Annotated in this window: 19 protein-coding genes; 8 read left to right on the top strand and 11 right to left on the bottom strand. The window is 72.7% G+C overall.

Going from position 1 to position 23,286, the window contains the following annotated elements; translation table 11 throughout:
- The first annotated feature begins 53 nt into the window (after positions 1–53).
- The 6 genes from IE134_RS23265 to proP all read left to right on the top strand — a co-directional run bounded on the left by IE134_RS23265 (position 54) and on the right by proP (position 6,920).
- The gene (locus IE134_RS23265; RefSeq protein ID WP_098017214.1) at positions 54–1,076 is read left to right on the top strand and encodes a Gfo/Idh/MocA family protein; all 1,023 of its coding nucleotides are present in this window, start codon (positions 54–56) and stop codon (positions 1,074–1,076) included.
- On the top strand, positions 1,073–1,849 hold the full coding sequence (locus tag IE134_RS23260; RefSeq protein WP_098017215.1) for a sugar phosphate isomerase/epimerase family protein: 777 nt from the start codon (positions 1,073–1,075) through the stop codon (positions 1,847–1,849). Before IE134_RS23265 ends, IE134_RS23260 begins: the two co-directional genes overlap by 4 nt.
- 113 nt (positions 1,850–1,962) lie before the next feature.
- Positions 1,963–3,282, top strand: coding sequence for an ABC transporter substrate-binding protein (locus IE134_RS23255; protein ID WP_098017216.1), 1,320 nt, complete (start codon positions 1,963–1,965; stop codon positions 3,280–3,282).
- Complete coding sequence (locus IE134_RS23250; protein ID WP_189431576.1) at positions 3,279–4,265, top strand: carbohydrate ABC transporter permease; 987 nt, start codon at positions 3,279–3,281, stop codon at positions 4,263–4,265. Before IE134_RS23255 ends, IE134_RS23250 begins: the two co-directional genes overlap by 4 nt.
- A complete protein-coding gene (locus IE134_RS23245; RefSeq protein ID WP_050513669.1) occupies positions 4,262–5,188 on the top strand; it encodes a carbohydrate ABC transporter permease in 927 nt (308 codons plus the stop codon). Before IE134_RS23250 ends, IE134_RS23245 begins: the two co-directional genes overlap by 4 nt.
- A 220-nt stretch (positions 5,189–5,408) precedes the next feature.
- Positions 5,409–6,920, top strand: coding sequence for a glycine betaine/L-proline transporter ProP (proP, locus tag IE134_RS23240; RefSeq protein WP_030712837.1), 1,512 nt, complete (start codon positions 5,409–5,411; stop codon positions 6,918–6,920).
- A gap of 45 nt (positions 6,921–6,965) precedes the next feature.
- On the opposite strand, the gene IE134_RS23235 is transcribed toward proP, so the two are convergent.
- The 6 genes from IE134_RS23235 to IE134_RS23210 all read right to left on the bottom strand — a co-directional run bounded on the left by IE134_RS23235 (position 6,966) and on the right by IE134_RS23210 (position 14,581).
- Positions 6,966–7,919: a 5'-nucleotidase gene (locus IE134_RS23235; RefSeq protein WP_030712834.1), complete on the bottom strand. Its 954-nt coding sequence runs from the start codon at positions 7,917–7,919 to the stop codon at positions 6,966–6,968.
- Positions 7,920–7,984: 65 nt separating this feature from the next.
- Positions 7,985–9,394 (bottom strand): lanthionine synthetase C family protein, encoded by a 1,410-nt coding sequence (locus tag IE134_RS23230; RefSeq protein WP_098017218.1) that lies wholly within the window; start codon positions 9,392–9,394, stop codon positions 7,985–7,987.
- Entirely contained in the window at positions 9,366–10,577 is a 1,212-nt protein-coding gene (locus tag IE134_RS23225) for a JmjC domain-containing protein (RefSeq protein WP_030712828.1), read from the bottom strand. Before IE134_RS23225 ends, IE134_RS23230 begins: the two co-directional genes overlap by 29 nt.
- Positions 10,574–11,848: a hypothetical protein gene (locus IE134_RS23220; RefSeq protein WP_189431574.1), complete on the bottom strand. Its 1,275-nt coding sequence runs from the start codon at positions 11,846–11,848 to the stop codon at positions 10,574–10,576. The genes IE134_RS23225 and IE134_RS23220 overlap by 4 nt, the downstream gene beginning before the upstream one ends.
- The gene (locus tag IE134_RS23215; RefSeq protein WP_229823716.1) at positions 11,845–14,295 is read right to left on the bottom strand and encodes a DUF4135 domain-containing protein; all 2,451 of its coding nucleotides are present in this window, start codon (positions 14,293–14,295) and stop codon (positions 11,845–11,847) included. The genes IE134_RS23220 and IE134_RS23215 overlap by 4 nt, the downstream gene beginning before the upstream one ends.
- A 118-nt stretch (positions 14,296–14,413) precedes the next feature.
- A complete protein-coding gene (locus IE134_RS23210; protein WP_007449166.1) occupies positions 14,414–14,581 on the bottom strand; it encodes a hypothetical protein in 168 nt (55 codons plus the stop codon).
- 232 nt (positions 14,582–14,813) lie between these two features.
- Here IE134_RS23210 and IE134_RS23205 point away from each other — a divergent pair, with 232 nt between their 5' ends.
- Positions 14,814–16,874 (top strand): neutral/alkaline ceramidase, encoded by a 2,061-nt coding sequence (locus IE134_RS23205; protein WP_030712812.1) that lies wholly within the window; start codon positions 14,814–14,816, stop codon positions 16,872–16,874.
- Between the two features lie 33 nt (positions 16,875–16,907).
- Here the strand turns inward: IE134_RS23205 and IE134_RS23200 are convergent, their stop codons facing one another.
- The 4 genes from IE134_RS23200 to IE134_RS23185 form a co-directional block, all read right to left on the bottom strand.
- Positions 16,908–17,390: an NUDIX hydrolase gene (locus IE134_RS23200; RefSeq protein WP_030712810.1), complete on the bottom strand. Its 483-nt coding sequence runs from the start codon at positions 17,388–17,390 to the stop codon at positions 16,908–16,910.
- A 30-nt stretch (positions 17,391–17,420) separates the two neighbouring features.
- Positions 17,421–19,013, bottom strand: coding sequence for an apolipoprotein N-acyltransferase (gene lnt / locus IE134_RS23195; protein ID WP_098017222.1), 1,593 nt, complete (start codon positions 19,011–19,013; stop codon positions 17,421–17,423).
- Between the two features lie 208 nt (positions 19,014–19,221).
- Positions 19,222–19,785: a hypothetical protein gene (locus tag IE134_RS23190; protein WP_030712805.1), complete on the bottom strand. Its 564-nt coding sequence runs from the start codon at positions 19,783–19,785 to the stop codon at positions 19,222–19,224.
- 81 nt (positions 19,786–19,866) lie between these two features.
- Positions 19,867–20,652 (bottom strand): glutamate racemase, encoded by a 786-nt coding sequence (locus IE134_RS23185; RefSeq protein ID WP_098017223.1) that lies wholly within the window; start codon positions 20,650–20,652, stop codon positions 19,867–19,869.
- Positions 20,653–20,710: 58 nt separating this feature from the next.
- Here IE134_RS23185 and IE134_RS23180 point away from each other — a divergent pair, with 58 nt between their 5' ends.
- Positions 20,711–21,892 (top strand): glycosyltransferase, encoded by a 1,182-nt coding sequence (locus IE134_RS23180; protein ID WP_030712800.1) that lies wholly within the window; start codon positions 20,711–20,713, stop codon positions 21,890–21,892.
- Positions 21,893–21,935: 43 nt separating this feature from the next.
- Here the strand turns inward: IE134_RS23180 and IE134_RS23175 are convergent, their stop codons facing one another.
- Positions 21,936–23,234 (bottom strand): TerD family protein, encoded by a 1,299-nt coding sequence (locus IE134_RS23175; RefSeq protein WP_030712797.1) that lies wholly within the window; start codon positions 23,232–23,234, stop codon positions 21,936–21,938.
- Between the last annotated feature and the right edge of the window lie 52 nt (positions 23,235–23,286).

The raw sequence follows: 23,286 nt of genomic DNA, 5'->3' as shown, positions 1-23,286 counted from the left end.
CGCCTCCCCCTTCTTCCGACCTGCCTCTTACCTCACCTCACCTGGAGATCCCCATGCCCCCCGCCCCGTCCGCCGGCCGGCTCCGTATCGGCGTCCTCGGCGCGGGAGGTGTCGGCGCCGCGCATGTGCACGCGGCCGCCGGCGCCCCCGACTACGAGATCGCGGCGATCTGCGACACCAACCGCCCGGCGGCCCAGGCACTCGCGGAGTCAGCCGCCGTGCCGGCCTACAGCGACCACCGGGTGATGTTCGCCGAGGCCGGTCTCGACGCGGTCGTGATCGCCGCACCGCACGCGCTGCACGCCCCGATGACCGTCGAGGCCGCGCGGGCCGGACTCCACGTCCTGGTGGAGAAGCCGATGGCCACCACCACCGAGGACTGCGCCCTGATGGCAGAGGCGTGCGAGGCGGCCGGTGTGCTGCTGGCGGTCGCCCATGTCATCCACTTCGACCCGGTCGTCCGCGAGACCCGGACCTTCATCGCCTCCGGGCGTTACGGACGGCCGCTGCTCATCACGCACCGGCGCTCCTCCCATTACGAGCCCGGCTCCCGCCCTCCGTGGTTCTTCGACCGGGCGGTCGCCGGAGGGGGCATCGTCCTCAACGTCGGCACCCATGGTCTCGACCGCATCCAGCTGTTCGCCGACTCCGCCGTCCGCCGCGTCAGCGGGGTCGTGCGGGGCCGCCCCGGACTGGAGGTGGAGACCGACGCCCTGGCGCTGGTGGAGCTCGACAACGGCATCAACGCCAGCATCGCGCTCACCAGCCGGGGCATGCCGTACTTCGACGAGACCGAGGTCGTGCTCGACGAGGCCACGCTGCGCATATCCGCGACCGAGGGGCTCTTCGTCCTCCGCGACGGGCAGGCCACGCACCTCCTCAAGGCCGACCCGGGCCACCAACAACATTCCTTCCGTGCCCAGTTGGACGGCTTCGTGACAGCGGCACGCGGCGGCCCCGGCCACTACGTCGACGGCGCGTACGGGCGCGGTGTCGTCGCCGCCGCCCTCGCGGTGTACGACTCCGCGGAGCGGGGACAACGGGTCGACGTGGCCGCCGAGCGGGTGGCCCCGTGAACCCCCGGGCGTTCAGCACCCTGGGCTGCCCCGGCGCCGACCTGGACGAGGTGGTCCGACTGGCCCGTACCGGCCCCTGCTCCGGAGTCGAACTCCGTTGCGCCGATGGGCAGTTGATTCACCCCGACTCGGATCCGGCCGAGGCGGACCGCATCGCGGGGGCGCTGCGCCGGGCAGATCTCGCGGTGCCGGTGCTCGCCTCGTACGTCCAGGTCGCCGCCGACGGGCCGGACATCGTCGAGCAGTTGGCCCGGCACATCGCCCTCGCGGCCCGGCTCGGCGCGGGCCAGGTGCGGGTCTTCGGCGGCGGGGCCGGGCTGCCGAGGGGACGGCGGGAGCGGGCGGTGCGTCATCTGGCCGCGGCCGCGCCTCTCGCCGCCGCGGCCGGGGTCGGCATCGCGCTGGAGACCCACGACGAGTTCCTGACGGGCGCCGAGGTGGCCGAGGTGCTGGAGGCCGTCGGCTCTCCCGCCGTGGGGGCCGTGTGGGACGCGGTCAACCCGTGGCGGGCGGGCGAGAGCCCGGAGCGCACCGCGGAACTGCTGGGGCCCTGGCTCCGCCACGTACAGCTCAAGGACGTCGCCTCGCCCACCGATCTGCGGCCGGTCCTGCCCGGCCGGGGTGTGCTCCCGCTCGGCGATGTACTGGAACAGCTCCGCCGTCTCGGTTACGACGGCTGGATCAGCCTCGAATGGGAGCGCGCCTGGTACCCCGAGGCGGCTCCGCTCGCCGAGGCGCTCCCCGCCTTCCACCGGGTCCTCGACGCCGCCTGACGGCGCGCGTACCCCCGTCTCCGTCCTCATCTCCCTTCCCATTCCCACGAAAAGGGGATCCCCCATGCGTTCTTCCTGTCCCATCGTCGCCGTTCTCGCGCCGGGGGTCCGTCATGGCTAGCCCGGCGCTCGGCAGACGGCGCCTGCTCTCCGCCGGGCTGTGGACCGCCCTGGCCGGCGTCACCGCCACCGCGTGCGGGGGTGGATCCGATGCGGGGCCGAGCGGCCCCGACGGCCCACTGACCCTGTGGTCGGCACTGCGCGGCACGGACACCCTGGTCGCGGCCTGGAACGAACTGCACCCGGAGGAGCCCGTCGACTTCTCCCCGATGACGTCCGGGCTCGCGGGCGGAAACGCGAAGCTGTCGAACGCCGCGCGGGCCGGGAACGCGCCGGACATCGTGACGCTCGTCGACGCCGATCTGCCGTCCTTCGCCATCGACGGCGTCTGTGCGGACCTGACCGGTCTCGTCACGCCCCGGCTGCGTGAACGGCTCGGTCCGCAGGCGTGGACCAACGGGGTGCTGGACGGCCGGACGTACGGCATTCCGGTCGACCTCGGGCCGATGCTCTTCGCCTACCGCGAGGACATCCTGACCCGGCACCGTATCGAACCACCCACCACCTGGGAGGAGTTCGGGGAGGCGGCCCGCCGGCTGAAGCGGGACGCGGGCGTCGACCTCGCGACCTTCCACCCCAACGCGTACAACGTGCTGGCCGGGCACACCATGCAGAGCGGCGGGCAGTGGTTCGCCATCGAGGACGACGCCTGGGTGCTGGACTTCCTCGGCGGACCGAGCCGGCGGGTCGCGGAGTTCTGGCAGGGCCTGGTCGACGAGAAGGTGCTGATGTTCGCCCCCGGCTCCAGCCAGCAGTGGCTGTCCGCGCTCGCCCGGGGCGCGGTCGCCTCGCATCTCGTGGGGCCGTGGGGGCTCGCCGCCCTCGTCCGGTCCGTGCCCGGCACGTCGGGGCGCTGGCGGGTGGCCCCGCTGCCCCGCTGGGAGGGCGGCGAGGACATCGTGGGGACCGACGGGGTCTCCGTGCACGCCATCACCGCCGACAGCGACAAGAAGGAACGCGCGATGCGGTTCCTGGAGTGGATGACCACCGCGCCCGAAGCGATCACCGCCCGCCTCTCCGGCGGCCGCTCCAGCATCCTGCCGGCAGACGCCGGTCTGGTGGCCAACGCCTCCCGCGAGTTCGACACGGTGTTCTACGGCGGCCAGGACGTCTACCGACTCGTCGAGCAGCAAGCCAGGTTGCTGCGCACCGGCTGGACGTGGGGTCCGCGTATGCAGGCGACCGCGACCTCGCTGCACCAGGGGCTGGCCCGGCTGGAGTACGGCACGACCATCACCGAGGCGCTGCGCACCGCCCAATCCGAGACGCTGCCCGACCTGCGCAGCCTGGGTCTTTCTGTGAGGCAAGCATGAGCACCGCCGCCGACCGTATGAGCACAGCCACCGAAGGCATGACAGCCACCGACTCCCGCCTTGCGCGCCGCCCGCAGCGGCTGGCCGTCTCCACCCTTCTCGGTCCGTTCGGCGTCCTGCTGGTCGCGGTGTTCGTCGTCCCGACCCTGTACGCCGTCTACCTGAGCTTCTTCTCGACCTCGCACAGCGGCCTGGGCTTCGGCAACGCCCGCACGGCCTTCGCCGGGCTGCGCAACTACACCGCCGTCCTGTCCGACCCGAGTTTCGTCCGGGGCGTCGGGATCACCCTGCTCTACGCGGTGGTCTTCATCCCGCTGGTCCTGGTGGGCGCCCTCGCCCTCGCGCTGCTCTTCGACTCGGGGCTGATCCGGGCGCGGCAGCTCACCCAGACGGTGCTGTTCGTACCGCACGCGGTGCCGGGCATCATCGCCACGGTCATCTGGCTGTACCTCTACACCCCGGGGATCTCCCCCGTGCTGGACGCCCTCCAGGGCGTCGACATCACGGTGAACTTCCTGGGCCTGACGATGATCGTGCCGTCGCTGGTGAACATCGCGCTGTGGAGCGGCCTCGGCTACACGGCGGTCATCTTCTTCGCCGCGCTCAAGGCCATTCCCCGGGAGCTGATCGAGGCCGCCGCGATGGACGGGGCGGGCCCGGTGCGCACCGCGCTGACCATCAAGGTGCCGCTGGTGCGCTCCACGCTCTCGACAGTCGCGATCTTCACGACGATCGGCGCGCTCCAGTTGTTCACCGAGCCGATGCTGCTGGCGAAGGCCACCCCGCTGATCAGCCCGCGCTACACGCCCAACATGTACATCTTCGACGCGGCGTTCACCCGGAACAACTACGGCCTGGCCTCCGCCGCCTCCGTCCTCCTCCTCATCGTCTGCTGTGCCCTGTCCTTCGCCGTGACGCGTGGTTCGGCCGGTTCGGCGCGACGGAAGACACGTGTCACCTCTTCGAGAAAGGCCCGCCCGTGAGTACGTCGGTCCGCACCACCCCGCCGGCGCCGGCCGCGTCGGCAGACTCCTCGCCCGCGACCGGGCGTCCGCCGGGCCGCCCGCGCCGGACCGGCTGGTACGGCCCGGCGGCGGCCAACCTCGTGGTCGGGGTCAGCGCCCTCTACGCGCTCCTGCCGCTGCTGTGGCTGCTCGTCGCCTCCGCGGTGGACTCCGAGGCGCTGTTCGCCTCCGAATTCTTCGACCTGTCCCACTTCGCGCTGTTCGACAACATAGGGACGCTGCTCGCCCAGGACGACGGGGCGTATCTGCGCTGGTACGGCAACAGCCTGCTGTACGCGGTCGGCGGCGCGGCCGTCGGGGCGCTGATCAGCACCGCCGCCGGCTATGTCTTCGACAAGTTCGAGTTCACCGGGAAGCGTCCGCTGTTCGCGCTGATCCTGATCTCCGTCATGGTCCCGGCGACCGTCCTCGCGCTGCCGATGTATCTGCTCGCCTCCGACCTGGGCCTCGCCAACACGGTGTGGTCGGTCCTGATCCCGGTGCTCTTCAACCCCTTCGGCGTCTATCTGGCCCGGATGTTCTCCGCTTCCTACGTGCCGGACGAGGTGCTGGAGGCAGCACGGGTGGACGGGGCGAACGAGCTGCGGAGCTTCTTCTCGGTCGGTCTCAGGATGATCGCCCCCGGCTATGTGACGATCTTCCTGTTCCAGCTCACCGCGATCTGGAACAACTTCTTCCTGCCGCTGGTGATGCTGTCCGACGAGTCGCTGTATCCACTCAGCCTCGGCCTGTACAGCTGGAACGCGGCCGCCCCCATCAACCCCGACTACTACCCGTTGATGGTGATCGGTTCGCTCCTGGCACTGTTGCCGCTGGTGGTCGCGTTCCTGCTGCTCCAGCGGTACTGGCGGTCGGGGCTCACGGCGGGCAGCGTGAAGTAGGCGCGTCGCCGCTCCTCTCCCCCGCACCCCTCACCCATGCGCACCGCCCGGGAGGCCGGGTCGCGGCGGCGGGGCCAGAATCGGAGGCGCTGAGCTCCGGGACGCCCCGTGCCCCACCGCGGCGGCCGTCCTCGCGGGCGGAGAGGGCGGACCGATGGCGGGACCTGCACGCCGGGGGCGTACTCCCCGGCGCGAACGTGACAACGTGGCCGTGGAGCGCATGGTCCGCACCCTCATCCGGCGGCGGAAGAAGTCGTACCAGGAGGACGACGTCACCGTCACCGATCCGCCGAAGGTCCGGCGGGCCGTGACGGCGGCGGCCCTCGGCAACACCATGGAGTGGTTCGACTTCGGGGTCTACGCCTATCTGGCCGGCACGCTCGGCAAGGTCTTCTTCCCCTCCAGCTCGCCGGGCGCCCAGGTGGTGTCGACGTTCGCGACCTTCGCGGCGGCCTTCCTGGTGCGCCCGCTGGGCGGTCTGGTCTTCGGTCCTCTGGGCGACCGGGTGGGGCGGCAGAAGGTTCTCGCGCTCACGATGATCATGATGGCGGCGAGCACCTTCGCCGTCGGGTTCCTGCCCACGTACGCGGCCGTCGGCTTCGCCGCCCCGCTGCTGCTCCTGGTCTGCCGCCTGGTGCAGGGTTTCTCCACCGGCGGCGAGTACGCGGGCGCCACGACGTACATCGCGGAGTACGCCCCCGACAAGCGGCGCGGGTTCCTGGGCAGCTGGCTCGACTTCGGCACGTTCGTCGGCTATTCGCTGGGGTCGGGTCTGGTCACCGTGCTCACCGCCGTTCTCGGCACGGACGGGATGACGGACTGGGGCTGGCGCATCCCGTTCTTCGTCGCGGGCCCGATGGGCATCATCGGGCTGTACATGCGGCTGAAGCTGGAGGAGACGCCCGCCTTCCAGAAGGAGGAGGCCTATCAGGCCGCCGAGCGCTCGGGTTCCGGTTCCGGGGACGATCCGGTCGAGGAGGCCCGGCAGTCGGGCAAGGGACGGCTCAAGGAGATCTTCACGAAGCACTGGGAGGCCGTGCTCATCTGCATGGGTCTGGTGCTGCTGTACAACGTCACGAACTACATGGTGACGTCCTATCTGCCCACGTACATGTCCTCCACCCTGGGCGAGCCGGAGACCACCTCGCAGCTGCTGGTGCTCGGCACGATGCTGCTGGTGGTGCTGCTCATCACCACCGTGGGCCGGACCTCGGACCGGTGGGGCCGCAGACCCGTCTTCATGGCGGGCAGCGTGGCCCTGATCGCGCTGGCCGCGCCCGCCTTCCTGCTGATCCGGCAGGGCGGCATCCTGCTGCCCGCCCTCGGGTGCGCGGTGCTCGGGCTGCTGCTGGTCTGCTTCGCGGGAACGGCGGCCTCGACGCTGCCGGCCCTGTTCCCGACGCGGCTGCGGTACGGGGCGCTGTCGATCGCCTTCAACATCTCGGTGTCGCTGTTCGGCGGTACGACCCCGCTGTTCACGTCGGGTCTGGTGGAGGCCACGGGCAACGAGATGGTGCCCGCCTACTACCTGATGGTGGCCGGGGTGATCGGTCTGGTGGCCACCTTCTTCCTGCACGAGACGGCGGGGCGGCCGCTGCGCGGTTCGGGCCCGATGGTGGAGACGCCCGAGCAGGCCCGCGAGCTGGTGGCGCGGAGCCGGACGGCGGCGGGCCGCCAGGCGCGCGATGTGTGGCTGCGGGTGCGGAACCTGTGGCGGGGGTCGCCGCGCTGAGGGCGGGCGGCGGTCCCGTACACGTACCGGCGGTCCCGTACGCGCTCAGGCGTCCGGGACCGCGGTGGCCGCGGGCTCGTTGAGCTTGCCGAACGGTACGTGCACGCTCGGGGTGGTCCGCGAGGTGCTGGCCAGGTGACCCTGCTGGTCGTCGAAGAAGATGTGCGGCTTCAGGATGCCCATGATCCGGCCCTTGTCGATGCCACCGAGGAAGAACGCGTCGTTGACGGTCACACCCCACCCCTTGAGGCTCTGCACCGCCCGCTCGTGCGCCGGCGCGTTGCGTGCCGTGACGATGGAGACGTGCAGGCGGATCCGGTAGTCGGGATCCTTCCGGCGCTCCTGCTCCTCCCGGTGCTGGATCCGGTTCACGTTCGCCAGGAAGTCCCGCAGCGGCCCGGCGTCGTGCGGGACGGCGGCGTTCGCGACCTCGTGGGCGCGGAACTTCTCGATCCCGCCCTCCTGGAACACCTGCTCCGAGGCGTCCGTGGCGAGGACCCCGTCGAAGTCGAAGGAGATCCGCAGGTCGTGGTCGTCCGCGTCGTCCTCGTACGGGGCGCCCAGGACGTGGCCCGCGGGCAGTCCGGCGGCGACCGCCTCCCGGACGTCCCCCTCGTGCGCCGACAGGAACAGGGACATGTTGAGGGCGGGCATGAAGCGGTGGGGCGAGCGGCCCTGCGTGAAGATGGCCCGGCTGATGGGCAGGTGGTGGCTCTCTATGGAACGCATGACCCGCAGCCCGGTGTCGGGGTCGTTGCGGGACAGGACGATCACCTCGACCAAGGGGTCGTTCACCTCGCCGAGGTCGTTCAGCGACAGCAGCCGGCGGATGAAGGGGAACGCGGCGCCCGGGCGGAGCGGGTCGCCCACGTGCTTCTCCTGGTAGGCGCGGTAGCTCTCCTCGCCCTGCTCCCGGAAGACGGCGTCCGACTCGGACAGGTCGAACAGGGCGCTGGACGCGATCCCGATGACCAGCCGGTCGGCGAGTTCGTAGTGCACGGGCGATTCCTCCGGTCGGGGCCTGACGGGGTGGCCCCTACTATCGCACCGGCGTACGACCGCGCTCAGCTCAGCATCAGGGCGCTGTCCCAGGAGGTGACCGGCGCACGGCCGGTGGCGTACGTGTGCAGGGCCAGGGCGATGCCCGCCGCCCCCTCCAGGAAGCCGGGGCGGTCGAGCGGTCTCCGCGCGAGCGCGTGCGCGTAGCGGAAGCCGAACGGCGAACCGGGGTCGAATCCCTCCAGCACGCGGGCCGCCAACCGGTCGGCGGTGGCGTGGAGTTCCGGGTCGCCGGTGTCCTCGGCGGTGCGCAGCGCGATCTGCAGGAGCCCGGCCCAGCCGTGGCACAGCGCGGAGTCGCGGATCGACTCGTCGCTCGCCACCGTCAGCGCACCGCGCAGCGCGGCCTCCGCGTCGGCACGCCAGTCCGGCCGGTCCAGGGCGGTTCCGGCGAGGTGGACGGCGCGGGCCGCACCGGCCGCTCCGTAGCACCAGGAGTCCCGTCCGCGCTCCGGCGGCTCCTCCTTCTCGATGCGCTCGCGTGACATCAGGTGCGGCCAGCGTGGGCCCGCATCGTCACGGGTGCGCAGGCGGGTCAGCAGCGCCATGATCCGTTCGACGGCCTCGTCCTGGCGGTCCACCCGGACCCCCGCCCGCCAGGCGAGGGCGAGGAGGGCCAGCGGGCCGGGGACACCGTGGGCGAGGCCGAGGTTGACGTGCTCGGGGAGCCCGTGGTCCAGCCCGTCGGTGACCCACCACGCGGGCAGCCGAGAGCCGTGCCGGGTGATGTCGTCGGCGGTGGCCACGGCCACCAGGGACGTGAGCACCTCGGTCAGCGCGGCTCCGGCCGCCTCCCGCGCCTCCTGCCCGTCCGCCGCCAGGTGGCGGGCCAGCAGATAGCGGCCGATCCCGGCGGTGCCGGCGAGGACGTCGTAGCGGCTCCACGCCCCGGCGGGCTCCCCGGCGCGGGACCGCTCCAGGTCGGCGCGGGCGCGGGTCCGGGCCCGGTCGAGGATGTGCCGGTCCAGTCCGGCGAGCATCGCGGTGTAGCCGCCGGAGCCGACGGCCGTCGTGTGTCCGGCGTACGCGAGCGCCACCATGCCGCCGAACAGCGACTGGGGCACCGGCCTGATCCCGGCCGCGAGTCCTGCGGACAGGTGTGCGTGGGCCCGGTGGCGCAGAGCCGGGTCCGTGACGGCCAACTCGGCGTACAGCAGGGCGACTCCGGGGTGTCCGTCGGAGAGCTGGAGCGGGTCCCACACCGGCTGGGGGTCGCCCGGGTAGTGCATGAGGTTGTCCGGCACACCGGCGATGCGGGCCACCCGCTCGGGGTCGGCCAGCCGGTCCGCGACCTCGGCGACGACCCGGGCGGCGGCCTCCCGGTGCGCCGGCTCGCGGTCGTTCCCGGTGGCGGTCTCCCTGCCGGCCTGCCCGCGGGGCGAGCGGTCAGTGGGCGTCGACGCGGATGACGGCACGGAAGCTCTCCAGTTCCTGCAGCAGGCGGCGGACCTCCGCGCGGCCGGTCTCGGGCAGTTCACCAACCCGTACCGCCTCCCCGGCGTCCAGCCGGCGCAGGACCGCGAGGGCTTCGGCGGTGGTCGCGCCCGAGGTGACATGGCCGCCGGTGGCCCAGCGGCGCGGGCCCTTGCCGGGTGCGGGCAGCAGCGGGGCGCAGCCGCGTACGGGGGTGTCGTCGTCCAGGGGGCGGGGCGCGGCGGGCGGTTCGGTCGGCCAGAAGCCGCCCGCCGTTCTCACCCGCAGGGCGAGCTCGGTGGCCCGGTCGGCGAACCGGTCCTGGTCCAGGCGGGCCGCGAAGGCGTCCACGGCGTCGGCGAGGGCCGTGGGCAGTTCGGCGGCGAGGCGGCCGCCCGGGGCGGCGTCCGGGGTGAACAGCGGGGCGGACGCGGCGGGCCGGGTGCCCCGGAACAGGTCCTTGATCTCGTAGTACGGCCGGTGCTCGCGGCGCGGGATGCCCACGTTGACGCTGGTCGCCGGGGCGTCCCCGGTGCTCTCCCCCACGTGGTAGTAGCGCGAGGGCCAGTAGAGCAGGTCGCCGGGTTCGACCTCGGCGACGAACGAGGAGGCCAGGTAGGGCTGGTAGTCCAGCACCGTGTGCACCGGGTCCGACCACGGGCGCTCGGCCCAGAACCTCATCCGCTTCGTGCCGCGTACGCAGAACATGAAGGTGGCGAAGCGGTCCTGGTGCACGCCGACCGGGCTGTGCTCGTAGGAGCCGTGGAACATCGTGGAGCCCGCGCTGTGCGTGGGCTGGCCGACCCGCTCCCACAGTCCGGCGTAGAACCGCTGCGCGCGGTCCCACAGCGGGTGGGAGAAGGAGTGGAAGCGGTGGACGACGAGGGCGTAGCGCTGTCCGCCCAGCCGGTCGGCCATGCGCTGTTCGTAGCCGTCGAACGATGCGTCGGACAGCTCGGGCAGATAGTCGTGGGGCCGGGTCTGCTGCCTTCGCCGTACGAGGAACTGGAGGTTGCCCGGTACGGCCAGCGGGTGGGGCGGGCGGCTGCCGAGCACCGCGGACCGGAACACCTCGGACTCGGCGAACGGCACGGCGTCGACGGCCTTGTAGAGCACGGGCTGCCGGTCCCAGAACCGCTCGGTGAAGGTGTCCCAGTCGAAGGACTTCTCGACGGTCAGCGTCATCGTGTCCCCTCCTCGGCCAGGTCGATGCCACGCAGCCGGTACAGCTTGTCGAGCAGCGCGAGCACCGTCGCCGCGTTCCGGTCGTCGTCGCCCGCGGCCAGCGCGCGGCAGACCTCGTCGGCCCCGGTCTCCTCTCCGTCGCCGAGCGCGGCGTACACCCGGTCGCCCGCCGCTCGCGGCAGGGTGAAGACGTTCCCGTCCACCGCCCAGACCTCGTGCGCGGGCCCGTCGGGCATCCGGACGATCTCGCCGGTGCGGCGGAAGCGGGTGGACCGGGTGATGGTGACGCCCTCGCGGGGCACCGGGATCGGTTCGAGGCCGGCGGCGGAGCGCAGGGCGGCCCAGCGGATCCGCAGGGTCCTGCGCAGGTGTTCGCCGTCCACGACCGTGCGCAGGTCGTCGCCGAGCCCGGTCAGCCGGGGCAGCACGCCGTCCTGGCCGTCGATGCCGGTTCCGGGGCCGAACGGGAAGTAGGGCACGGTCTCGTCGTTGCCCTGCCCGGCGTGCACCAGGTCCGCGAGCAGGTCCCGCAGGGCGGTGAACGGCAGGGTCCGGTCGACGGGGATCCGCAGGCGTAGGGCGACGCACCGGTCCCGGTAGGTGTCCACGTGCCGTTGGTCGCCGGGCCAGTACAGCAGCTCCCCGGCCCCCGCGCTCAGGGTGCGCACCCCGGGTACCGCCCGGTCCGGGTCGGCGATGTCCGGGGGCGGGGGCCCGCCGCGCTCGTCCCACAGCCGTACGTCCATCCGGCCGCGCAGCACCCAGGTCAGCGCCGCGTGGGTCGGGGCCTCGGTCGCGCCGACGTGCTGGGTGAACCGGTCGCCGGTCAGCACCTCGGCGACGACGGGGAGGTTGGGCCAGCCGACCTGCCGCCACAGCCCGCTGACCGTGTCCCGTACGGCGGACCACAGCGCGTGGTCCAGGAGGAGCGGCTGACGCACGGTCAGCAGGTAGCCCTGGCGCCCGCTGTCGGCGTCGAACCGGTCGAGGTAGGCGTCCAGGCTCGGATCGGTGGCGTCCGGCAGGAGGGCCCCGGGGGCACGCAGCCAGCCGTCGCCGACGAGGAACCGGACGTCGGGCATCACCCAGAACCGGGTTCCGACGCGGAAGGGGGCGCACGAGGCGACGTTCAGGGGGTGGACCGCGTCGAGGCCGAACGGCGGCCTGGCGTGCAGCCGGACGGGCCGCCGGTCCCAGTAGCGCTGCCCGAACAGCTCCCAGTCGACACCGCCGGGCGGCGTCCGCCGTGTCTCGGGGGCGAGGGTGCTCATGTCGCTTCCCTTCCGGCCGGGGTCCGCCCGGCGTCCCCCAGGGGGAAGCGCCGCCGGATCCGGTCCGTGTGATCGGCCAGGGGTTCCATGCCCAGCGCGGCGCGCCGCCGGTCCACCTGCTCCGGCTCCTCGACCGGCCAGGGCACCAACTCGCCCGCGACGGGCTCGAACTTGGTCCCGTAGACCTGCGGGCGCCCTTGGTCGACGCGCAACTCGTCCGTGAGATAGGCGACTTCACGCCACGGCAGATCCCGGCGCTCCGCCGCGTCCCGCATCAGCTCCAGGCAGCGGTGCCGGAAGTCGAGGTTCTCCCTGGCGTGTTGTACGAGGCGGCTCGCGGCGGCGGCCGCCTCCGCGCCCACGAGGGCGTGTCCCGGCCATCCGTGGTCGGCCACGACCGTGGCGAGCCAGGCGATTCCGGCGTCGGTCAGTTCCCGCAGCCGGCGCTCCGCGCTCTCGTCGCACATGCCGCCGTCGGCCCACGGCATCCGGATCGTGCCGTCGAGCCGGTCCAGCCGCAGCAGCCTGCGCCGGATCTCCCCGGCGGGCGCGGGCTCGGCGGGGGCCTCGGGCGCGTCGACCGGGTCGATGCTCAGCCGCACCTTCTGCCGGTCCCAGAGGTAGGTGATCCGCCGTCCGGCCTCCGGCCAGTCGAAGGAGACCCGGCCCTCGGAGGGGCTCTGCAGATGCAGCCGCACGCCGAGCGCGGCGTCCGTGACGACGTGGTCGGTCACATCGTCGAAGACGTGCTCCACGGCGTCCCGCAGGGCCACCCCGAGACCGGCGAGGGTGAGGTTCCCCCCCTCCAGCAGCTGGGGCAGCGGGGGCCAGCCGCCCTCGGGTTCCGGCCGGGCCGCGACCCGGGACGTGCCGAACGGCCCGGGCGGGGGCTCGACGCCGAGCACCGGGCCGCCCTCCAGCGAGCGGACGAAGTAGGGCACGTCCATGCGCCGCAGCTGGTCGGTCTCGGACCGGTCGAAGTGGACGTCTGGTTCGGCGGGACGGGGTGCGGCCCCGCCTCCGGACAGCCAGCGGGGCACGAGCGCGTCGAAGTACCGGAACGTGGGCTGCCGCAGGACCCTGACGTAGTGGCCGGCGGTGGCGGTCGCCAGGAAGTCCCGGATGGCGGGCCGTTGCCGGCACATCAGGGTCCAGGCGTCGAACATGCCGCGCAGCATGGCCGGGAGGTAGGGCCCGTAGCCGGTCCGCCCTTCGGTGTCGGCGACGACGTTCCTGGTCTCGTCCCGGGCGAAGGAGACCCGGCGGCGGTGCAGGCTCAGCGCGCCCGCCGGCCGCGGGCTCCAGACCACCGGCGGGCCCTCGGCGCTGCACCAGCGGGCGGTGCGTTCCAGGCCGACGTGGTGCTGGTCGATCTCGGCGGTCGCGTCGTGCAGGAGGCCGGTGTCGTAGAGGCGCGGGACCCGGCAGAAGTAGATCTCCAGGTCGATCGGGTGGAGCAGCGGTTCCGGGTCGCCGGGTCTGCTCCCGGTGACCACGTTGCCGCCAATCATGTCGGTGATCCCGAAGGCGAACGTGGCGGCGGTCAGCGAACCGGTCCGGTGCCAGAACCGCCCCGACTCCGCCGGGGTCAGCCGGGTGCCGGTCAGTTCCCACGGCCCGGAGGTGCGGATCGGCCCCCACTGGGCGGGCGGTTCGATCCACTCCTGCCAGAGGTAGCCGGGCTCGGCCCCGGGCCAGCAGGACAGCACGGGGAGCCGGATCCCGCCGGACGCGGCGGGTGCCTGGTTGAGCAGGTCGAACAGCGAGGCGGGCGAAGCTGTCGCGCCGGTTCGGGCGGCCTGGGTGAACAGCAGCTCACCGGAGGCCGGACGGGGCTTGTAGGCGACTCGGCCGCCGCCCGCGCAGTCGAGGCGCAGGACGCGCTGGCGTCCGTTGTGGGTCTCCTCGCCGTGGGTCCAGAGTCCGACGACCGGGCCCCGGAACGCCGGTTCGTGGGGCCAGCAGGTGTTCATGTCCCGCAGCAACCGGTCGAGGAAGAGCGTCAGGAATTCCTCGCAGCGCACCGACCACTCGGCCACCCGGTCGTGGGCGTAGCGCGGCTTCCCGGCAGCGCAGGCGACGAATGCCTCGGATACCACGGGGCCGAATAGGTCGGCGTTCGTGATGTCGAGTATTTCGGGAGAAATAACGGACGAATAGCGCTGCCGGGAATGGGCGCACCAGCCGTCGAGCCGCTCCCACAGCTCCAGCAGCGGCGCGAACCGCCGGTCGCGGAGGGCATGTTCGATCATCCGCGCGTCGCTCTCGCCGCCGAGCAGCCGGTCGACCGCGACGGTCCCCTCGGGGCCCGCGGCGACCACAGGCGGGAACATTCCGCCGGCCTCGCCCTTGCGGACGGCGTCGACCATCCGCCGTGCCGCTGGTGGCAGTTGGGGAGTTACGTCCCGGTCAGCGGCCGTTCCGGAGGCCTCACCCGGGGCGCGCATCTCCCAGAGCACCCGGGGGTCCAGGGGGGAATCCGGCACAGCAGCCTCCGACTCGTCACCGATGGACGGACGGCGCGACCGGGTGACGCCGGACCAGGCCGGCGCCACCCGCCACGCATCAACAGCAGTAGACGCCCGCGCACGTACCACAGGCGGTGCCGCTGCCCGAGTTCGTCGGAGAGGCGAGCGGCGGAATTTCCTGTTCCAGATCGCCGATCACCAGATCGAATACCTCATCGGCGTTCCGGTCCGTTCCGCTCTGGACCTTTTCCTCAACTGCCTGCATGAATATCCTCCTCCCGTACTGGCCAATTGATCCGCCACTCAGTAGAACAATGCGGCATGCACCTGTCAACGAGGCGTATGCGGGCGCGGCACCGGCGCGAGAGCTCTACTGGCCGGTAGACATCTATGCGACGCAGGTCACACTGCTCTACGGTCGGGGCACTGCCCCGGCCCCCACGTCGGTGAGCCGCCGACCGGGCCCCGGCATCCCGTCTCCCGCCCCAGGAGGTTCCATGCCACCCCCCACCGTCCGCCGCTCCCGGCGCCGGCTTCCCGTCGCCCTGCTCGCCGCAGCCCTCGGAGCGGTCACCCTCGGCGCCCCCTCCCCCGCGTCCGCGTCGGGCGCTGCCGAGGACACGGGCTACCTCGTCGGGCGCGGCATCGCCGATGTCACGGGCGAGGCGGCCGAGACAGGGATGATGGGCTACTCCAGCTTCGACCAGAAGACCTCGGGCATCCACCAGCGGCAGCGGTCGCGCGCCTTCGTCGTCGTCGACCGGGCGAGCGGCAAGCGGGTGGTGTACGTCAACGCCGACCTCGCGATGATCTTCCAGTCCGTCCGGCAGGGCGTCATGGCGCAGTTGAAGGAGCGTTACGGCAGCCTGTACGGCGAGGACAACGTCCTCCTCTCGGCCACCCACACCCACTCGGGGCCGGGCGGGTACTCCCACAACGTCGCCTACAACCTCTCCGTCCTCGGCTTCCAGAAGGAGACCTACCGGGCGATCGTCGACGGCATCACCGAGTCCGTGGCCGAGGCGCACGAGGACCTGAAGCCCGGCACGATGAGCCTCGGCACCGGGACCCTGACCAACGCCAGCGTCAACCGTTCCCGGGAGGCGTTCGACCGCAATCCGGCCGCCGACCGGGCCGCCTTCCCCGACGGCATCGACCCGGCGATGACCGTGCTGCGCTTCAAGCAGGGCGACAAGGACGCGGGCGCGATCAACTGGTTCGCCACCCACAACACCTCCATCACCAACAAGAACACGCTCATCAGCCCCGACAACAAGGGCTACGCCTCCTACGCCTGGGAGCACGACCACGAAGGCGTCCGCTACCTCGACGACACCCCGGGGTTCGTCGCGGCCTTCCCCAACACCAACGCCGGCGACATGTCCCCCAACCTCAACCTGAAGCCCGGTTCCGGGCCCACCGAGGACGAGTTCGAGAACGCCCGCATCATCGGCGAGCGCCAGCTCGACAAGGCCCGGGAGATCTACGAGGACGCGCGGCCCGTCGCCGGAGGGGTCGACTCCCGGCTCGCCTATGTCGACATGGAGAACGTGACCGTACGGCCGGAGTACACCCCGGACGGCAAGGAGCACCGCACCTGCCCCGCCGTCGTGGGCGCGTCCACGCTCGCGGGCAGCGTCGAGGACGGCCCGGCCATCCCGCTCTTCGAGGAGGGCATGCGCACCCCGATCGCGCCCATCCTCGAAGCGCTGCGCATCGACACCCCGTCCTGGCTCCAGTCCTGCCAGTACCCCAAGGCGAGCCTGATCCCCACGGGCCTGCTGAGCAACGTCCACCCGGTCACCCCGAAGCGGCTCCCCCTGCAGATCATGAAGATCGGCGAGCTGCACCTGGTGGCCGCCCCGGGCGAGTTCACGATCGCCTCCGGCCTCCGCGTACGCCGCACGGTGGCCGAGCGGCTGGGCGTGCCGCTGGACCGCGTCCTGCTCCAGGGGTACGCCAACGCCTACAGCCAGTACGCCACGACGCCGGAGGAGTACGACACCCAGAACTACGAGGGCGGCTCGACGCTGTACGGCCGCTACACCCTGCCCGCCTACCAGCAGGAGTACGCCCGCATCGCCGAGTCCCTGCGCGAGGGCACGGCCCTGGACCGGGGCACGTCGCCGGCGGACGAGTCGGCGAGGCAGTTCACCTTCCAGACGGGGGTCGTGTACGACAACCCGCCCTCGGGCAAGGCGTTCGGCGGAGTCCTCAAGGCCCCGGAGAACTCGTACGCGCGCGGCTCCACCGCCACCGTCGAGTTCGCCACCGGCCACCCGAAGAACAACGTCCGCCGGGGCTCCACCTTCCTGGAGGTCCAGCGGCTGGAGAACGGCACCTGGAAGCGGGTGCTGGACGACGGTGACTGGGAGACCACCTACCGCTGGACCCGGCTCAACGGTCTGACCGGCACCTCGAAGGCCACGATCACCTGGAAGATCGCGGCGGACACCGCACCCGGCACCTACCGGATCGTCCACCACGGGGACGCGAAGAACCTGTTCGGGAAGATCACGCCGTTCACCGGGGCGACCGGGACCTTCACCGTGGAGTAGAGGTGACGGGAACCCTAACCGTGCAGGAGAGGTTCAGGTCGTGCGCGGGGTGGGCTGGAACCAGGCGGGCCCCTCGGTGAGGGCCTGCTTGATCCGGAACAGGGCGAACTCGCCGAGCGGCGGGAGCCCGTCCAGCGGGAACCAGCCCACCTCCAGCGACTCGTCGTCGTTGACCCGCGCCTCGCCGCCGGTCGCCCGGCAGCGGAAGGTGACGTCCAGGTACTGGCAGCGGTCGCCGTTGGCGTACTGCACGGGCTCCAGCGCCTGGGTGAGCACGACCCGTTCGGCCACGCAGTGCACCCCGGTCTCCTCCAGCACCTCGCGCTCCGCCGTCGCCGCCGGCTCCTCCCCGGGCTCGGAGATCCCTCCGATGACCGACCACTTCCCCGTGTCCGCGCGCCGGCCCAGCAGCACCCGGCCCTCGTCGTCGAGCACGATGGCCGTCACGCCGGGCAGCAGGAGCAGCTGGTGCCCGGCGGTGGCGCGGATGTCACGGATGAAGTCGGGAGTAGCCATGGATCCGAGCCTACGTGGCCGGTTGTGGTGCTACTTCCCGGCGCCCGGCACCTTGCGGGCCCGGAGCGCCGAGACGGTCACCCAGCCCAGGCCCGCCAGGGCCAGCAGCGCGATGACGCCCTCGGGCAGCGGGCCCATCCGGGTGGCGGGGGTCAGCGAGGAGCGCAGCGGGACCTCGTCGACGAGGGCGTCGGGGGTGAACATCCCGCTCTTCTCCACGATCGTGCCGTCGGGCCGGATCACCGCGCTGACCCCGCTGGTGACGGGGACGACGACGGCCCGGCCGTGCTCGACGGCCCGCACCTGGGACATGGCCAGCTGCTGGTAGGTCATCTCGCTGCGGCCGAAGGTCGCGTTGTTGCTCGGCACGGCGATCATCTGCCCGCCGTGGGTCACGGTGTCGCGTACGGCGTCGTCGAAGGCGGCCTCGTAACAGGTCACGAGCCCCACCTTCGTCCCCGCGAGGTCGAAGACGCCCACCTCGGTGCCGGGGACGAACTCGCGCTGCACCCGGTCCACGTCCTCGCTGAAGAAGCGGGCGACCGTGCGCATCGGCATGTACTCGCCGAACGGCTGGATGTGGCGCTTGTCGTAGGTGTCGACGGGACCCCGGTCCGGGTCCCACTCGATCAGCGTGTTGCGGAGGCTGTCGGAGCCCTTCTCGACCACCGAGCCGACGACCGTGGGGGCGCCGATCGCCTTGACCGCGTCATCGATGACCTGGCGGGCGTCCGCGTTGAGGTAGGGATCGAGGTCGGAGGAGTTCTCCGGCCACAGCACGAAGTCGGGCTGCTTCTCCTTGCCCGCCTTCACCTCCTCGGCCAGCTCGGCGGTGCGCCGGGCGTGGTTGTCGAGGACGGCGCGGCGCTGGGCGTTGAAGTCGAGGCCGAGGCGCGGCACGTTGCCCTGGACCGCGGCGACGGTGGCCGTGCCGTTCTCGGCCGAGTCGTCGACCAGGGGCAGCGCGGCGAGGGCCCCCGCGATGGGTACGAGGACACTCGCGGCGGCCCCGGCGACGGCGGCGCGGGGGATCTTCCCGGTGGAGCGGTACGCCATGACCTGGCGCACCGCCTCGTAGAGGCCGAAGCCGCACAGCACGACGGCGAAGGAGAGCAGCGGAGTGCCGCCGAGCGCGGCGAGCGGCAGGAAGGCGCTCTCGGACTGGCCGAAGGCGATCTTGCCCCAGGGGAAGCCGCCGAACGGGATGCGGGCGCGGACCGCCTCGTCCAGCGTCCAGACCGCGGCCGCCCACACGGGCCAGTACGCGAGGCGGGTCACCGCGGCGACGCCCAGGCACCCCACGGCGATGAAGAGCCCCTCCGCGGCGGCGAGGGCCAGCCACGGCACCGGGCCGACGTCCTCGCCGGTCCAGTGGAGCAGCGGCAGCATGAAGCCGAGGCCCGAGAGGAGGCCGAGGCCGAACGCGGCCCGCAGCCGACGCCCGTGCAGCACCCAGCCGAGCAGCGCGAACCCGGGCAGCACGAGCCACCACACGGTCCGGGGCGGGAAGCTCGCGTAGAGCAGGAGCCCGGACAGCACGGCGGCGGCCGGGCGGAGGAGCCGCCGGGGCAGTCCGGCGGCCCGAGGGGCTGCCGGGGGCGGCGAATCGTCGACGGGGGTCATGGTGGCGCTCACCCGCCGGAGTCTACGGTGGGCGGCTGTGAGCGGCGGCGTTGACCTGCGCGGGGCCGGGTCACCGGTGGCTGTGGGGCGGCTCGTCGCCGGGGCGGCGTGGGTGCCGGGCGCCGGGGCCGCCCGCCGACCAGGCGGGGTGCTCGCCACCGGGGCTGCCCGGCCACCGGACGCGATGCCCGGCGACGCCCCTGCCCGGTCAGTCGCCGGGCCGTTTCCCCGAGGACGGCAGATGCAGGCGTTGCCGGATGAACCGTACGGCCGTCTCCGCGTCGTCGACCGTGACGGTGAAGGTCCGGCCGTCGCCGAGGCGCAGGGCCATGCCCTCGCCCTTGCGGACCACCACGGCGGTGCCCTGTTCGGGGCGCCAGCGGTAGCCCCAGCCGCCCCATTCGCGCGGATTGATCCGGGGGACGAACTCCGCGCCCGTGACATGGCTGAGCAGGATCCGGCGGCGCGGCAGGCCGGCGTGGCCGCAGCGGACCTCCAGGCTGTCCCCGTCGACCTTGACGGCCACATGGACGAAGGCGAGCGTGCCGAAGAGGATCAGCAGTCCGGCGGCGAGGCAGCCGATCACGGACATGAGCAGCGGGGCGATGCCCGAGGTCCAGGCTCCGTCGACGGCGAGTTCGATACCGAGCGCCACACATCCCGCGCCCGCGAGGGCCAGCAGCCACTGGAGCCGGTTGGTGGCGCGGCCGTTCCACTCCGTGGGCGGCGCCTGGCTCGACCCGTGCCTCGCACTCTCGGGGTGGTCGGTCATATTCAGCAGCGTAGCCGGGTTCCGGGCTCCCGGCCGGGGCTGCGGGGGCCGATCGGGCGAGCCGTCCGATCGGCTGTACGGTCAGCGGACGGGCGCTCCGGCGGCCAGGATCCGGCCTTCCGCGTAGGTCAGGGCGGCGTCCGGGAGGACGGCGACCCGGCCCGCCCGCAGCACGGTGAGCGCGCCGGAGGGTGCGGCCGTCGGGGTGGGTTCCGCGCCGATGCGGCGCAGCGCCTGGGCGGCGACCGCCCCGGCGGAGGCGTGCAGGGCGAGCGGCGGGCGGCCGGGGCGCTGCACGGCGTCGCGGATCCGGGTCGCGACCAGCTCGTAGTGGGTGCAGCCGAGGACGACGGCCCGGACGTCGGGCGGGGTGAGGGCGGCGGCCGCCGCGACGGCCCGGTCGATCGCGGCCTCGTCGCCGTGCTCCACGGCGTCGGCGAGTCCGGGGCACGGGACCTCGGTGACCTCGGCGGTGCCGCCGAATTCCGCGATCAGTCCGCGCTGGTAGGGGCTGCCGGTGGTGGCCGGGGTGGCCCAGATGGCGACGGAGCCGCCCCCTGCGGCGGCGGGCTTGATCGCGGGGACCGTGCCGATGACCGGCAGGGCGGGTTCCAGCTCGGCGCGGATCGCCGGCAGGGCGTGGACCGAGGCCGTGTTGCAGGCGATGATCAGCGCGTCGGGGCGCTGGGCGGCGGCGGCGCGGGCGACGTCCAGGGCCAGGGCGGTCAGGTCCTCGGGGGTGCGCGGCCCCCAGGGCATCGAGCCGGGGTCGGAGGAGAGCACCAGCTCGGCGTCGGGCCGCAGGCGGCGCACGGCGGCCGCTGCCGCCAGCAGGCCGATTCCGGAGTCCATGAGCGCGATCTTCACCCGGTCACCCTAGCCGACAGCCCTTGCGAACCCGGCTCGGTGGGGCAGACTTCGGCGGATGAGCGCCGTTGCCTGGATCGCCGTGGGTTCGCTGATCGCGTGGGTGTGGCTGCTGCTGGGGCAGGGCTTCTACTGGCGGACGGACCAGCGGCTCCCCCGGCGCACCGACCCGGCGCGCTGGCCGTCGGTCGCGGTGGTCGTGCCTGCCCGCGACGAGGCGGCGATGCTGCCGGTGAGCCTGCCGTCGCTGCTGGTCCAGGACTATCCGGGAGAGGCGGGGATCATCCTCGTCGACGACTGCAGCAGCGACGGCACCGGGCAGCTGGCCCGGGACCTGGCCGCCCGGTACGGCGGTCTCCCGCTGACGGTGGTGACGCCCGGGGAGCCCGAGCGGGGCTGGACGGGCAAGCTGTGGGCCCTGCGGCACGGGATCGCGGTGGCCCGGCGGGACAAGCCGGACTTCCTGCTGCTGACCGACGCGGACATCGCGCACGAGCCGGACAGCCTGCGCGATCTGGTGACCGCGGCCGGCCCCGGCGGGCCCGACGGTTTCGACCTGGTGTCGCAGATGGCGCGACTGCGGGTGGAGAGCGTCTGGGAGCGCCTGGTGGTGCCCGCGTTCGTCTACTTCTTCGGGCAGCTCTACCCGTTCCGCCGGGTGAACAGCGCCCGGTCGCGGACGGCCGCGGCGGCGGGGGGCTGTGTCCTGCTGCGTACGGAGGCCGCCGAGCGGGCCCGGATCCCGGAGTCGATCCGGCAGGCGGTGATCGACGACGTGTCGCTGGCGCGGGAGGTGCGGCGCAGCGGCGGCCGGATCTGGCTGGGGCTCGCGGAGCGGGTGGACAGCGTTCGGCCGTATCCCCGTCTCGCGGATCTGTGGCGGATGGTCGCGCGCAGTGCGTACGCGCAGTTGCGGCACAGCCCGCTGCTGCTGGCGGGGACGGTCCCGGGGCTGCTGCTCGTATATGTGGCGCCGCCCGCGACGCTGGTGGCGGGGCTGCTGGCGGGTGACGCGGCGGCGGCCTGGGCGGGCGGCGCGGCCTGGGCGGTGATGACGGCGACGTATCTGCCGATGCTGGCGTACTACCGGCAGTCGCTGTGGCTGGGCCCGCTGCTGCCGCTGACGGCGGTGCTGTACCTGCTGATGACGGTCGACTCGGCCGTGCAGCACTACCGGGGGCGGGGAGCGGCCTGGAAGGGCCGCACCTACGCGCGCCCGGAGGCCGCGCCCGACCGGTGATGCCGCCGGAAGGCGGGCGGCCGGTCCGGGCGGGCGCGGGTCGTCACTTGCGGCCGGGCGTCCAGTTCATGCCCCAGCCGTAGGCGGCGTCGATGGTGCGCTGGGGGCTGACGCCCCGGTCCGGGACGAGGTAGCGGGCCTCGCGCTGCACGGTGAGGTCGCCGCCGTCGTTGGTGATGAGGGCGAGGGCGCAGACGGTGGAGGGCACGGTGCACTCGTCGAGGGAGAAGTCGACGGCTGCGCCGTTCTGCGGCTGCAGGGTGACCGTGGCATGGAGATCGGCGAAACTCCGGGCACCTTCATAGATGGTGACGAAGATCAGTACGCGCCGCAGCTGGTTCTTGTGGTCGAGGTTGATGGTCATGTTCTCGCCGGTGGAGAGCGCGCCGGTGCGGTCGTCCCCGTCGAGATGGATAAAGGGCGGCTGATTCAGAGAACCGAACGCGTTTCCGAGAGACTGCACAACTCCCTTGCGTCCATCGGTGAGTTCGTAGAGTGCGCAGAGATCAAGATCGAGATCGGCGTGCATGGCGACGGCCCGTCCGAGTTTCGCTCCCCAGCCTTTGAACTGTTTGCGCACTTCCCAGTTGAGGTTGACGCGCAGCGCACCGGAGGTGCCGCCCTGCTTGGCGAGCGAGACGGACGGGGCGCTCTTCGTCAGCGTGATCTTGGTCAGTCGTACGGGCTGCGTGACGGGCGGGGCCGCCGGAGCGGGGGGCTGCGGGGCGGCCGGTGCCGCGGCGGGCTCGGGAGCCGGGGCCGGGGCGGCCGGGGCGGCAGCCTGCGGGGCGGGCGGGGCCTGCTGCGGTTCGTCCACGGAGATGCCGAAATCCGTCGCCAGGCCTTCGAGGCCGGTGCTGTAGCCCTGGCCTACCGCCCGGAACTTCCAGGCGCCCTGACGGAGGTACAGCTCGCCGAGGATGAAGGCGGTCTCGACCGTGGCGTCCGCGCTCTCGAAACGCGCCAGTTCCGAACCGCCCGCCGCGTCCGTGACCCGCACGTACAGTCCGCTCACCCGGCCGAAGCTCCCGCCGTCCGCCGAGGCCGCGACGACGATGCGCTCGATCCCGGGCTCGACCTTCCCGAAGTCGACGAGGAGGGTGTCGGTGACCCCGTCGGGGGCGGTCCGCTTGCCCTCGTGCCGGACCGCTCCGGAGGCGTGGGCCGGCTGGTTGTAGAAGACGAAGTCGGCGTCGCTGCGGACCTTGCCCGCCACCAGCAGGAGCGCGGAGGCGTCGACGTCCGGGCCCCCCGGCGCGGCGTGCCATCCCAGTTCGACGCGGACGATACCGGCCGGCACCGGAACGTTGCTTCCCTTTTTCATGCTCATACTGGCCCCCATCGCGTGTCCGGCTGCCCGCAGGCTTTCCCCCACAACCTAACGGCCGGTGGTG

Origin of the sequence: Streptomyces rubiginosohelvolus, from assembly GCF_014649875.1 — a bacterium.
Classification (GTDB): Bacteria; Actinomycetota; Actinomycetes; order Streptomycetales; family Streptomycetaceae; genus Streptomyces; species Streptomyces rubiginosohelvolus.
This window is presented reverse-complemented; position numbering and strand designations above follow the sequence as displayed.

What these genes read in the sequence shown, in the direction of transcription:
- IE134_RS23265 (WP_098017214.1), top strand. Translation starts at nt 54, where the DNA reads ATGCCCCCCGCCCCGTCCGCCGGCCGGCTCCGTATCGGCGTCCTCGGC.
- IE134_RS23255 (WP_098017216.1), top strand. Translation starts at nt 1,963, where the DNA reads ATGGCTAGCCCGGCGCTCGGCAGACGGCGCCTGCTCTCCGCCGGGCTG.
- IE134_RS23250 (WP_189431576.1), top strand. Translation starts at nt 3,279, where the DNA reads ATGAGCACCGCCGCCGACCGTATGAGCACAGCCACCGAAGGCATGACA.
- proP (WP_030712837.1), top strand. Translation starts at nt 5,409, where the DNA reads ATGGTCCGCACCCTCATCCGGCGGCGGAAGAAGTCGTACCAGGAGGAC.
- IE134_RS23225 (WP_030712828.1), bottom strand. Translation starts at nt 10,577, where the DNA reads ATGACGCTGACCGTCGAGAAGTCCTTCGACTGGGACACCTTCACCGAG.
- IE134_RS23220 (WP_189431574.1), bottom strand. Translation starts at nt 11,848, where the DNA reads ATGAGCACCCTCGCCCCCGAGACACGGCGGACGCCGCCCGGCGGTGTC.
- IE134_RS23215 (WP_229823716.1), bottom strand. Translation starts at nt 14,295, where the DNA reads ATGCGCGCCCCGGGTGAGGCCTCCGGAACGGCCGCTGACCGGGACGTA.
- IE134_RS23210 (WP_007449166.1), bottom strand. Translation starts at nt 14,581, where the DNA reads ATGCAGGCAGTTGAGGAAAAGGTCCAGAGCGGAACGGACCGGAACGCC.
- IE134_RS23205 (WP_030712812.1), top strand. Translation starts at nt 14,814, where the DNA reads ATGCCACCCCCCACCGTCCGCCGCTCCCGGCGCCGGCTTCCCGTCGCC.
- IE134_RS23200 (WP_030712810.1), bottom strand. Translation starts at nt 17,390, where the DNA reads ATGGCTACTCCCGACTTCATCCGTGACATCCGCGCCACCGCCGGGCAC.
- lnt (WP_098017222.1), bottom strand. Translation starts at nt 19,013, where the DNA reads ATGACCCCCGTCGACGATTCGCCGCCCCCGGCAGCCCCTCGGGCCGCC.
- IE134_RS23190 (WP_030712805.1), bottom strand. Translation starts at nt 19,785, where the DNA reads ATGACCGACCACCCCGAGAGTGCGAGGCACGGGTCGAGCCAGGCGCCG.
- IE134_RS23180 (WP_030712800.1), top strand. Translation starts at nt 20,711, where the DNA reads ATGAGCGCCGTTGCCTGGATCGCCGTGGGTTCGCTGATCGCGTGGGTG.
- IE134_RS23175 (WP_030712797.1), bottom strand. Translation starts at nt 23,234, where the DNA reads ATGGGGGCCAGTATGAGCATGAAAAAGGGAAGCAACGTTCCGGTGCCG.